The 12,877-nt window shown below is 45.2% G+C and carries 11 protein-coding genes; all 11 read right to left on the reverse strand.

Annotated elements, in window-relative coordinates; translation table 11 throughout:
* Window positions 1–256: 256 nt before the first annotated feature.
* A complete protein-coding gene (locus tag OCV59_RS03255) occupies window positions 257–2,335 on the reverse strand; it encodes a sigma 54-interacting transcriptional regulator (protein WP_147593081.1) in 2,079 nt (692 codons plus the stop codon).
* Between the two features lie 13 nt (window positions 2,336–2,348).
* On the reverse strand, window positions 2,349–3,179 hold the full coding sequence (locus tag OCV59_RS03260; protein ID WP_262584085.1) for a DUF2889 domain-containing protein: 831 nt from the start codon (window positions 3,177–3,179) through the stop codon (window positions 2,349–2,351).
* 81 nt (window positions 3,180–3,260) lie between these two features.
* Entirely contained in the window at window positions 3,261–4,601 is a 1,341-nt protein-coding gene (locus OCV59_RS03265; RefSeq protein WP_147593083.1) for an aminotransferase family protein, read from the reverse strand.
* Between the two features lie 26 nt (window positions 4,602–4,627).
* Window positions 4,628–5,800 carry a thiolase family protein gene (locus OCV59_RS03270; protein WP_147593084.1) on the reverse strand — a complete coding sequence of 391 codons (1,173 nt, stop codon included), beginning with the start codon at window positions 5,798–5,800 and terminating at the stop codon, window positions 4,628–4,630.
* A 20-nt stretch (window positions 5,801–5,820) separates the two neighbouring features.
* Window positions 5,821–6,477: a 3-oxoacid CoA-transferase subunit B gene (locus OCV59_RS03275; protein WP_262584086.1), complete on the reverse strand. Its 657-nt coding sequence runs from the start codon at window positions 6,475–6,477 to the stop codon at window positions 5,821–5,823.
* Window positions 6,468–7,154 (reverse strand): CoA transferase subunit A, encoded by a 687-nt coding sequence (locus OCV59_RS03280; RefSeq protein ID WP_147593086.1) that lies wholly within the window; start codon window positions 7,152–7,154, stop codon window positions 6,468–6,470. Before OCV59_RS03280 ends, OCV59_RS03275 begins: the two co-directional genes overlap by 10 nt.
* A 19-nt stretch (window positions 7,155–7,173) precedes the next feature.
* Entirely contained in the window at window positions 7,174–8,430 is a 1,257-nt protein-coding gene (gene kamA / locus OCV59_RS03285; protein ID WP_147593087.1) for a lysine 2,3-aminomutase, read from the reverse strand.
* 470 nt (window positions 8,431–8,900) lie between these two features.
* The gene (locus tag OCV59_RS03290) at window positions 8,901–9,794 is read right to left on the reverse strand and encodes a DMT family transporter (protein ID WP_147593088.1); all 894 of its coding nucleotides are present in this window, start codon (window positions 9,792–9,794) and stop codon (window positions 8,901–8,903) included.
* A 334-nt stretch (window positions 9,795–10,128) separates the two neighbouring features.
* Window positions 10,129–11,532, reverse strand: a complete 1,404-nt coding sequence (locus tag OCV59_RS03295; protein WP_147593089.1) for an ABC transporter ATP-binding protein — start codon at window positions 11,530–11,532, stop codon at window positions 10,129–10,131.
* On the reverse strand, window positions 11,529–12,224 hold the full coding sequence (locus tag OCV59_RS03300) for an energy-coupling factor transporter transmembrane component T family protein (protein ID WP_147593090.1): 696 nt from the start codon (window positions 12,222–12,224) through the stop codon (window positions 11,529–11,531). Before OCV59_RS03300 ends, OCV59_RS03295 begins: the two co-directional genes overlap by 4 nt.
* A complete protein-coding gene (locus OCV59_RS03305) occupies window positions 12,224–12,823 on the reverse strand; it encodes an MptD family putative ECF transporter S component (protein ID WP_147593091.1) in 600 nt (199 codons plus the stop codon). The genes OCV59_RS03300 and OCV59_RS03305 overlap by 1 nt, the downstream gene beginning before the upstream one ends.
* Window positions 12,824–12,877 lie beyond the last annotated feature (54 nt).

Below are 12,877 nucleotides of genomic sequence, written 5' to 3' on the forward strand. Positions count from 1 at the left end.
CATAATAACATTCTGAAATTATCCTACAAACTCTTTAAAACAGGGCAGCTCCAAAGACAACGACCGGAGCTGTCCTGTTTATGTTGTAAGCGAAAGATATAAGAAGTAAGTGAAAGTAACAAAGCTGTGACTTATCCTTGTTACGGCGGGCAGAATAAGCAAAAAAGCAGCAGGATCATATATCGACTTCTGACCCTGCTGCTTCTGCAATACTAAATGTAAGTTATATTATGATTCAATAATAAATGACGTATATCTATAAGTTGTACTTCTTCTTTTTTCTCATGACCTGTGACTGGCTTATGCCAAGAGCTTTGGCAGCAGCCCTTGTACTGCCGCCTTCTTCCAGCGCAGCGGCCAGGATATCTCTTTCAAATTCGCCCACAGTTGATTTTAATCCGCTGTGCCGTGATGCTGTGTCTGTCTCTGAGGGCATATCAGGATTCTCTTTGTAAAGATTGCTGCTGACTGCGTTAGTCACGTCTTCGGATGTCAGCAGATCAGATTGGCAGTTCACCACAAGCCTGTGTACCACATTGTCCAGTTCTCTGACGTTGCCGGGCCAGTTGTATTTCTCAAGGGCCTCTATGCCGTCGGCAGAAAAGCTTTTGCTAGTGTTGTACTGAAAATTGTATTCGTTGATCAGATATCCCGCAATGCATGCGATATCTTCATTTCTTTCTCTGAGAGGCGGCACTTTTATTTCGCAGACGCTGAGCCTGTAGTAGAGATCCTCACGGAATTTACCCTCTTTGACAAGTGTTCTGAGGTCTACATTGTTCGCACATATGACTCTGACATCTACTTCCACCAGTTCCTGTCCGCCGACCCTGTAGAAATTCTTTTCCTGCAAAGCACGCAGAAGCTTGCTCTGCATGTTCAGGGACAGCTCTCCTATCTCATCGAGAAACAGGATGCCGCCATTGGCAAGTTCGAAATATCCCAGTTTCCTGTTGGCTCCCGCTCCGGTGAAAGCTCCGGGTTCATATCCGAAAAACTCGGATTCCGCGAGGTTCTCGTATATGGTGGCACAGTTGATCTTGATACACGGCTTTGTCTTGCGGATGCTGTTTTTGTAAATCAGATTCAGAATTTTCTCTTTTCCTGTTCCCGTCTCTCCCTGGATTATGACATTGCAGTCGTAGGCTGCTATGTTTATGACTTCCATGAGGATTTTCTTTGTCTTATTGCTTCCGAAAACAAATCCTTCAACTTTATCTATGTTATCTATGTCCTGTGTATTATTCAGTTCAGATACCCGCATCGGCAGCTGCTTAATGAGCCTGTGGGATTTGAAAATCTCATCGATCATGTCTATATCGGATTTGATCTCCCGCACAAAATCAAGATTGAATTCCAAGGAGCCAGACGAGAATTCCTCGATGGGAGTGAGTCTGAGCTCTTTGCCCAGTGACTCTGCAAAGAGAGCAACACTGTTGAAATTGCTTGTAAGGCTCGTGAATAATATATCCCCTCTGGTTTTGGTGAGCATGACACTTAAGGCTTCACCACCCAGCATATTGGCGCAGTTTATACTGAGATCGAAAAGCTCAGGCTCCTCCAGCCTGAAAGATTCATAACAGTCCAGTGGTTTAAGTATATCTGTAAAGTAAACATGATCTGCATATGGTTCGAGTATCCTTTTTATCTCATTCTTGCTGAGAGACTGCATGGCGCCTTTGTATACGGCAGCTACGATATACCCGTCTCTGCCGACTGCCTTGCGGGCAACAGCTGTGTAGAACAGCATATTAAGCAGCCCGTCACCCAGGATAAATATCTTTTTTTCCGGTCTGGAAAGCGTATATGCCTTTTTCATAGAGCCCATTTCATCCATGATGCAGAGAGCACGTGGTGTATCTATATCCTTCGGAAGAGGTACGATCATAGTGGATTCAAATGCTATGACATATCCCTTCACCATGATAAGTGAATAATTGAAATCCACGTCTTCCACGGACTCTATATACATCGGCAGAGATGTAAGGGATGTGGCGCATATTATCCTTGTTTCTTTATCCGGGATATCACTTCTGCTGTATGAGCTGCCCGCCCTGACGATCCTCCCGCTGCAGATACCACCGCTGTCAGTGACAGGGTTGTGCAACTTACCTCTCTTATTCACGATATATTGTATTTTTCTGCCTATCTTGGCTTTATTGTATTCGCACTCGTTACACATCTGACGAAAATTGCTTTCTTCAAGTTTTATTGTGTCCACTCTTATCAGCATTTCATTGTCTGATATCTCCAGACTGTTGTCCAGTTTCCAGGCGATGGTCGGAACGGTCCCCTTGCATTCGACGACACGATTGCTGCCAAAACTATTAAACATCTCTTGCTCCTTTCTACTCCCCTGTACGACCTGAAAATTGCCTCAGCAAATTAAGAAGGTCTTTAAGTATCTCGACAAGATGATAGCATCCTTCAGAACGTCCGAACATACAGACGATATGTCGGTCTGTGAGTTCAGAAAGTTTCGTGCCTTCAAGCTTCCTCCCGTGAGAAGCATTTCTGAAACACGATTCTCCAGGTGCCCGTACATAAGATATGTCGCATTTTCCCAGCAATCCGCTGTTAGAGTCAAACGTGATCTCGGCATAAAGCTCGTGATATGAATCGATAAAACGCCCGCGCCCCTTGCACAGGTCACCGTTCTGTTCGATCTCGAAATTCTTGAATCTGCTGAAAAGCAGACGCTTCCTCTCATACTGCGGTATATAATCCATCCACCGCAGATCGTTTTCGGACGGATAGCTGTACATCCTGCACCCGTTATTCTCCAGTATGTCCCAGTATTCGTCGTAATGTTCCCTGCTTTTGAATCCGCGCTCTTTGTAAAAATAGCTTTCTGCCTGGATCAGGCCATTGATGCACTGGATCATAAGATATCTGATTTCCGGGGCATATGAGTCCTTCAGGATACCTGATACCTTGCGTTTACCGTCTATATGACCATTCATTCCCTTCATGAAGTCAAGACTGACAATACCTGTCCTGCCGGTATCAGGGGATTTAACAGTTTCACACCATGCGTCCTGTATCAGACAGGACTCGGTGTCAGCCATTATGTATCCTCGTATCTCCTGGTTTCTGTCAAGATATACTGATGATGATATCACACTTTTACCATACTTATCAACAATGACTGCAACATTTACCTGTTCAAAAAATCTCATGCGCTTACCTCGTATTTCTCTGTATACAAGCACGATGAGATCTGCCATATGACAGACCTCATCGTCAGTATTATCTGAAAACTACACCTCGTATCCGTATTTCCTTTCAACTTCTGTGATCGCATCATCCAGGCGCATGATGATTTCATCGATCTGCTCTTTTGTGACAACGAATGCCGGTGATATCACTATGGCATCTCCCATGGCTCCTCGGTTGCATCCCTGGCTTGCTTCAATGATCATATTTCTTTCCAGACATGCATTCTGAATCTGGCCGGCAAACCCTTCTGAGATATCAAAGGATTCTTTTGTCCTGCTGTCTTTGACAAATTCAGCACCCACCATTAAGCCAAGACCTCTGACATCATCCATTGTAGGATGTTTCTTTGCGATTCTCTGCATCTGTGCTTTAAGATAATGTCCCATTATCTCACTTTTTCTGACACAGTCATGCTTGATCATATACTTGTCCACTGCAATATGAACAGCAGCTCCAAGCGGACTTCCGGACCATGTGTAGCCGGCAGGGAAATATACATCATGCTCCTTGAATACGTCGAAGATTTTTTTTGTCATTGATACTCCTGCAAGAGGGAAATATCCCCCTGACATGGATTTTCCTATTGTAATCATGTCAGGTACAATGTCAAAGTGCTTGTATGCAAAAGTTTCACCTGTTCTCCCAAAGCCTGTCATTACTTCGTCAAATACTAGAAGTACATCATATTTATCGCAGATTCTCCTTATTTCCTTAAAATAATCCGGGTGGGGAACTGCAGCACACAGCGACATTCCTGAAACAGGTTCTGCAAAGAATGCTGCAACGGAATCCGGACCTTGTGCCAGAATTTCGTTCTCCAGCGCCTTCGCGCACTGTAGGCTGCAAGTCTCAGGCTTATCACCAAACCAGCATCTGTAGCAGTAACATGGTGCAATATGACCATGATCAAAACCATAGTGCTCATAACCCTTTTTTCTTGATCCGAATCCACTTATGGAAAGTGCTGCCGACGTGATGCCATGGTAACTCTGCCATCTGCCCAAAATTTTGAACTTATCCTTCTTACCTCTGGCAATATTGTATTTTGTAATCATTTTTATCGCTATTTCCGTAGCTTCCGAACCGCTGCAGACCTGAAATGTCTTATAGAGATCTCCATCGGAAAACTCATATATTCTCCTGCAGGACTCTTCAAGAACAGGAGTGATACAGTCGTCTCTGTGAACGTAAGCAATTTTCTGAGCCTGCTCTGCAATAGCATCGCTGATTTCTTTGATACCGTGTCCCAGGCCTACCGCTACAGGCCCACCTGCGCCATCAATGATTTCAGTACCGTCAGTTTTGTACATGTAGATCCCTTTGCCGCTTTCTATTCTTGGATATTCACGGTTAAGCTCCATACTGTAAACATGATTTTCCATCTGATATTTTCTTCCTTTCTTAATTCTTATGGTCTTCTGAACAGTGCTGCCGCACCCTCGCCGCCTCCTACACACATAGACACGATGCAGTATTCTCTTTCGGCATTCTGCATTGCATATGCAGCTTTTGTGGTAAGTACTGCACCTGTAGCTCCCAGTGGATGTCCCAGAGCAATAGCTCCGCCATTAGGATTGACTCTTGCCGGATCTAGCCCCAGAGCTCTGATGCAGGCGATAGACTGTGATGCAAATGCCTCATTAAGTTCGATGAGTTCAACCTGATCAAGTGAAACACCTGTTTTATCCAGGAGTTTCTGTATAGCGAATATAGGACCTATTCCCATAACTGCCGGGTTAAGACCTGAAGATGCGAAGTCTACGATCTCGAGAAGCGGCTTTTTGCCCAATTCCTTCGCCTTTTCTTCTGAAACCACTACGACTGCAGCGCCGCCATCATTCTGAGGACAGCTGTTTCCGGCCGTTACACGTCCGTCCTTCCTGAATACAGCTCTCGCACTTGCCAGTTCTTCAAGTGTTGAATCTGCCGTAGGATCCTCATCTGTATCTATGATCACTTCTTTACCTTTGCTTTTGAATTTAACAGGGACGATCTGTTCTTTAAAAAGACCGCCTTCGATAGCTTTTTTTGCTTTGCGATGTGATTCGTAAGCGAACAGATCCATGTCTTCTCTTGTAATATCAGGATACAGATCAAGTACATTTTCTGCCGTTTCACCCATGTCATTGCCCTCGAAACCGGGAGGAACCATCATCACATATGAGAAACTAGGATAAGCGTAGCTGTATGCCTTTCTGGATTTGCTCATAAAGTACGGATTGTTGGTTTCGCTCTCTGCACCACCTGCAACATATACATCACCATGACCGCTTTCAATCATGGCAGCTGCCATATTTATAGTTTCAAGTCCGGATGCACACTGACGGTCAAATTGTATTCCCGGGACAGATTCCGGGAGCCCTGCTTCCAGCGCAACACATCTTCCCAGATTGCCCGGAGCCCCTTCTGCATTTCCCATATATACTTCAACGATCTCTGACGGATCAACGCCTGATCTTTTAACCGCTTCTCTAACAGCTATTGCACCAAGCTGGTAACCTTCGAACTTTTTGAGATTGCCGCCCATTCTTCCCACAGGTGTTCTTGCGGCCGAAATTATCACTGCTTTTCTCTTTTCCATTTTATATTCTCCTTAAGATATTAATTATAACGAATAATCCTTATATCATCGGCAACTTCCACATCAGCATCTGTTTTTTCGATAACTTCATCAACTGTGTGTCCGTCAAAAAGCTCCGTCAGCAAATAACCTCTTTCCGTTACTTTCATAACAGCTATATCAGTTATTATCAGAGATACGCAGTTATCAGCAGTCAGCGGCAGCTCGCATTCTCCTTTCAGCTTAGGGTTGCCGTTCTTGTCAGTATGTGTAGTTACTGCTATGACGCGCTTTGCTTTCTTTGCCAGATCCATAGCTCCGCCCATTCCCGGGATTTTACCTCCCGGTACCATCCAGTTTGCCAGATCACCGTTTGCTCCGATTTCAAGCGCTCCCAGTATCGTTATATCAAGGCAGCCTGATCTGATAAGCGCAAATGAATCCGCACTGTCAAAGAAACTTGCGCCCGGAACTGTCGTGATCGCCACACATCCGGAATCCACGACATCTGCATCTTCAAAGCCTTCGGCTGCTGCAGGACCTGCACCGAGGATGCCGTTTTCCGCATGAATGAATACTGTCATATCATCCGGTATATAGTTGACTACCTTCTGTGGTATGCCGAACCCAAGATTTACTACATTTCCATTAACTATTTCTTCTGCGGCTCTTTTTGCCATCATTTCTTTTATTGCCATGGCCATGTCCAGTCACTCCTTTCTTCTACTATCATATTCACATAAGCTCCCGGGGTAATAACGTGCTCCGGTTCGAGTTCTCCGAGAGGTACTATTTTTTTTGCGCCGACTATTGTTATGTCAGCCGCTCTTGCCATAAGAGGGTTCAAGCCTCTTGATGTTCCTCTGTAGATGAGATTCCCGTATTCATCTGCCACCTCTGCTTCTATTATTGCAACGTCAGCTTTGAGAGGAGTCTCCAGCAGATATTCCTGCCCATTTACTGATACCTTCGGCTTGTCGTATTCAATCATCGTACCTATGCCGACATCTGTGAGTATCCCTCCAAGACCTGTGCCGCCTGCTCGGATCCTTTCAGCAAGAGTGCCCTGTGAACAGAACTCCACTTCCAGCTCTCCCGCATTAAGGAGTTCTCCTGCGGCTTTTGTCGCTCCTATATGACTTGTGATGAGTTTTTTGCACTGACGATTTCCGATGATATGATCAGGCCCGAGATCCGGATCACCTGCATCAACTGATATGATCGTAAGATCCTTGACGTTTTTCCTGATTATTGCTTCACATAAATCATATGGAGAGCCATGCCCTCCGAAGCCACCGATCATGATAGTGCATCCGTCTTTGATGCACTCCATAGCTTCTTCGAGAGTTTTGATTTTTCCGAATTTGTTCTCCATTTTGCTGTTCCTTTCTGTTTTATTTTTTATTTCTTTCGTGACGGATGAGTCCTGCAGGTTCCATGGTCATCCTGTCACCCTGTCCGATACCTGCAACACCTTCGTAATGGTGATCTGTATTAAGGCAGTCTTCATAGCTGCACTGGAGCGGTTCCTGAGCGGGAGGCTCTGTATATGTAGTTATGACGCCTTCGTAATTCCTCAGTATCACCTTATTCGGCGTCTGGGAAATCACATACTGAGGCATAACAGGAGTCTTGCCGCCGCCTCCCGGAGCATCTACAACGAATGTAGGTACTGCGTAACCTGATGTATGGCCTCTCAGTGATTCGATGAGCTCGATACCCTTTGCTACCGGTGTTCTGAAGTGACCGATACCCAGGGAAAGGTCGCACTGATAGATGTAGTAAGGTCTTACTCTGCTCTTTACCAGCTTATGAACCAGATTTCTCATAACATGTACATCATCGTTGACTCCTCTCAAAAGTACAGTCTGATTGCCCAGAGGTATTCCTGCATCAGCAAGCTTGCGACATGCTTCTATCGCTTCCGGTGTCACCTCCTTAGGATGGTTGAAATGTGTGTTGAGCCATATCGGATGGTATTTCTTAAGCATGCTGCAAAGCTCATCGGTTATTCTCATCGGCATTACCACCGGCGTTCTTGAACCGATTCTTATGATTTCAACGTGTTCTATTTTGCGCAGTTCACTGATTATGTACTCGAGCATCTTGTCCGACACACAGAGGGCATCTCCGCCTGAAAGTACAACGTCTCTGACCTGCGGTGTCTTGCGGATATATTCGATACAAGCATCTATATCTTCTCTGCTTCTGGCTCTGTCATTTTCTCCTGCAACTCTTCTCCTTGTACAGTGTCTGCAGTACATAGAACACATATCAGTGATCAGGAAAAGCACCCTGTCAGGATATCTGTGAGTCAGTCCGGGTGCAGGTGAGTCTTCGTCTTCATGAAGAGGATCCAGCATGTCTTCAGCCCCTCTGAAAGTTTCACTGATTACCGGCACAGCCTGCATTCTTACAGGGCAGGTGTGGTCGTCGGGATCCATCAGGGATGCGTAGTAAGGCGTGATGCCTACGCGGAATCCATCCATTACTTTCGCGATATCCGCTTCTTCTTCAGGTGTAAGGTTGACAACCTGCTTTATTTCTTCAACTGATGTAAGTCTGTTTGAAATCTGCCACTGCCAGTCGTTCCACTGATCTTCCGTAACATTCTCCCATAATGGTATTTTTCTCCAATCTTGTCTTGCCATATAGTTTCCTCCTTTTGATCTCTTATGCTTTTATTGATTTGCACGATACTTTGATCCAGTATTATGATTAGCAAAGATAATGCCAACTTTTTAAAAAAGCTGACAGCGTTGAAAACACTGTGTTTTGCGATGAACCTAGATTTTGCGGTCTCTGTCATAAGCGGTTCAGAAAGGTAAAAATCGAGTCGGTTCTGATATCAGGCGAATCGATAAAAAAGAGGCTGATCTCCTTTTTTCTCAGACGTCAGTCGGAAAACCAGCATCAACCATGCCGAATATACGGATCAGATCGTCTGCCAGTTCTGCAGGTGTATGTGTTTCTGACAGCAAAAAACAGGTTCAAGCCGAACCGCTTGAACCTGTTTTTGCATCACTTCGCCTATGCTGCTTTGTGATTCTGAATGTTTGTCAATAACTGCACTACAGCTTGCCGCAGTCATGGACCTTACTGCAGCGCAGAACTGCCGGAACTATGGCAGGAACTTTTCTTTCACCATATTCAGGATGCCTTTCGGATTCGTTTCCATGATGAGCAGACCGAGAAGCATCATAGACGCACCGGCATATGCTCTCGGCAGCAGTATTTCGCCGGCAAGCAAAAATGCTACTATGCCTGCGAACACAGGCTCAAGTGTGAATATGACACCAACGTGAGCCGCTGTGGTGTATTGCTGCGCGACTGCCTGTACGATGAACGCTACGCCTGTACAGAAAACAGCAAGAAATATCGCAGCGCTCCACACCGGGAGTGAGTACGGCAGAGAAGGTTCTTCAAATATGAACGAAAACACCAGCATGAAAATGCCGGTAAAACCCAGCTGGAAGACCCCGAGCTGGAATGCATTGACATCTGCTCTGGAAACTGCCGCTTCTGTGATGAGCAGATCGATGGAGTATGCAAAAGCGCACATAAGACACAATATATCGCCGAATGCCATTTTGAAATGGCCGTCCAGCGTCATAAGCGCAATACCGATAATGCACAGCACTATTACGACCATCAGCTTTCTGCCGGGTTTTTGCTTCTTTACAAAAAAAGCAAGTACCGGAGTGAACACGACGGCAAGAGCACATAGAAACCCTGCGTTTGAAAGGCTCGTGTACTTGACGCCGAATGTCGCGCCGATGTACACGATCACGAGAGCTATGCCGATATAAAGAGAATATTTCAGCGTTACCATATTGACATGTTTGAGCCGGGGGAAAGCAAGCACGCCGGCCGCCAGAAAGGCACCGAGAAATCTGAACGCATTGAGCGTGAACGTACCCATCTCTTTCAGGCATATATCTATAAAATAATACGACATCCCCCAGCCAAGTGTAACAATAACCAGCATAAGATCGGCCTTTAACTGTGTTTTCATATTTATGATCCGCCTTTCTGCATCTTCTTAACATCGTACACTTATGCAGCATAAAATCAAAGACAACAATAGACTTCGCTGTCATAAATATCTTTAACGCAATAAACATGCCACCTTGCCGATGACTTTAAAAACCTTTAAAGCACAGACCTTTCAGCTTATACAGCCTGCTTGATCAACGTATGTCGTGATGACAGAATCGAATCGGACCGAATCGCCTGAACCGGTTCTGCAATCAGATTGCCGTCTGCATTCTGCTTTCTCTCATTGACTCAACTGAATACAATTCACTGACAAGCGGCCTATGCGGATAGAATCTCCGCCGCTCAGGTGCCTATTTATCGGCACGACCGTCTATGGAGATCTCGCTGTCACAACGGCATATCAATTCATCATCATGCGTAATAACAAGAACTACTTTCTTTTGATCTGCGGCTTCTCGCAGCACATCTGCAATTATCTTCATATTACCGCCATCCAGTCCGCTTGTAGGCTCATCAAAAATGAGTATCGTTCTGTCAGAAAGGATGCCGCAGGCAATCGCGAGCCGCTGCTTTTGACCGCCAGACAAAGAAGCCGGATGAACATCTTTATATCGATACAGACCTAAGCGCTTTAGAAGGCTTCTTGCTTTTTCCAGGTGTTCTTCTGAATGTTTCATATTTAGCAGTACTTCCTCCGAAACGCTGTTCGTAAAGAATTGCGTTCCCGTATCGTTGGAGCTAAACCAGGTTTGCTTCCGACGCTCACGAGCATTCAATTCTCTACCATCAACCAAGACTCGTCCGCTTTCTTCTTTCCATAAACCAGACAAAACCAAGGCAAGGCTCGTTTTGCCAATGCCGTTATGACCGGTGATCGCCGTGATTTGTCCTGCAGGAGCAGAAAAACTGATACCACGAAAAATTTTAGTTTTTTTCCTTCTGCAGGATAGGCTTTTTACACACAATGCCGGGAACTGATCTGTATGCCTTGTGGTAATCAGAATATTTCTGTCCCTTTTTTCGGTGATTTCTCTTAACCCATATCTCTCTCTTTCTTCTGGTGATAGCTGTTCCATCTCGGCAGTATTTCGTTCCCACAAAACTCTGCCATCCCGAACATAAATAAAGCGGTCTGCAATTCCATGAAGCCATGATAACCGATGTTCAGCAATAATAATGGTATTGCCTTCAGCTTTTAACTGCTTGAATGCTGCGGCTAATTGTTCAGATCCGGTTTTATCCAGATTTGATGTAGGCTCGTCACAAACATAAATATCGGGGCGAAGTGCATAAACCGAAGCAATCGCCACTCTCTGCTTTTCTCCACTGGAAAGCACATCAAGATTTCGTGAGCGGAATCCATTCAAGTCGAACGATACGATCGCATCATCCGTGCGGTCACGTATCTCCTCTGCTGAGAATCCATAGTTTTCACAGGCAAAAGCCGTTTCTCCGACCAGTTCCGAAGAGAAAAACTGGCTCTTTGGATCTTGAAATACACTGCCGATCTGCCTTGCCACTGTATATTGCGGCATTTGTGTCAATGATTTTCCCTTTAGAGATATCGTCCCTGTCAGTGTTCCTGCGTAATAAGAAGGAGCGAGAGCATTTAAAAGTCGTGTGAGAGTGGTTTTTCCGCCGCCGGATGGTCCGGTAAACACTACGCACTCCCCCTCATTAATCATAAGATCAATCCCGGATACTCCTTCCGTGCTGTTTAAATACCGGAAAGAAACATCTTTCATCCGTATCATGCACGCACACCTCCTATCCACAAAAACAGAAAAGTCACGACACTCCACAGGATCAGGCAGCTCCAATCCTTGATAGTCATATCTTTTTCATAATAGCTGCCCCGTTTGCCCGGAGCCTCTGCACCACGTGCCACAGCAGAAACGGAAAGCTGATCGGCAATTTGAAGACAGCGCAGCAGCAGAGGTACCAGTACATATTCGCAGGAAACCACAGGGTGTAACAGAAGTTGAGCCGGAGCTGCAAGTCCCCTGTTACGCATAGAAAGCCATACACTTTTCAGCTCTGCTTTCATCGTAGGGAAAAAACGGAACATAACCAGTAATCCCAAAACACCGGCAGTCGGCATATGGATACGAGACATAAATGCTGACAGTTCTCCAGGGGGTGTCGTGATCAAATCCCAGCCAACAATAAAAACGGCAAACAGGTTCCAGAACATCAGCACATAAAACTCTGAAAAAACAACCATATGAAGACCCTGATACCGGATCAAATACAGCAGTACCGCCATAGCAATATAAAACACGCCAAAAGACCTCAGTGCCCGCCAATTATGCTGAACCGAAAGATAAAGAAATCCGGACAGTGCCAGGATGCAGGTCAGCACTGTATTGGATGTCATAGAAATACCGACTATGGCACAGCTTGATGCCCACAACTTAACCGGTACCGCAAAGTTCTCCCTCTGCATCAGAGTGCCCCAGCTTTCTTAAAATGCTTGTCCATAAGCCGTCCACCTGTCAAACTCCCAATAAAACCGCAGATAGTTGTAAAAAGAATAATGAAGATCAGCCATCCTGGAGAAGAATAATACCGTACAAAAGAATCAATGTAGCTCTGTTCCATGCCACTGGAAACAGCAAATTCTTCATAAGTATCCCAGAAAAACCAGAGCGGCAACAGGTTGACGCCATTATACAGTAAGCTGGCTATCGTCCATGCAGCCGTCATTTTCTTTTTAGATTCCCATCCGTTTTTCCATAAAATAGCTTCGCAGATAGTACCAATCACCATATAATAGGGCAATAGATACCAGTTCCCCATAATGAGAAAAACGATCCCCAAAATGGTCATGTAAACGAAGGAAACACCCCGTTGACGTACACGGCTGACCATGAGGAAATAGATCGGCGCACACAACAGCATAGTGAAACCGACTGACAGCACCATGCTCACAAAATCGTTCACCATGCACACCATATTGACGACAAGTTGAATAAGGATCAACAACACCGAGAGTAATACCGTTGTAATTACATCTTTTACAGTCCACTTTTTTGTCTGACTCATAATAATCTTCCTTTCATAGATAACCCCTCTTAACAATTCGGTTAGAATTCACTA

This window comes from Brotomerdimonas butyrica (assembly GCF_025567305.1).
Classification (GTDB): Bacteria; Bacillota; Clostridia; order Peptostreptococcales; family Anaerovoracaceae; genus Lentihominibacter; species Lentihominibacter butyricus.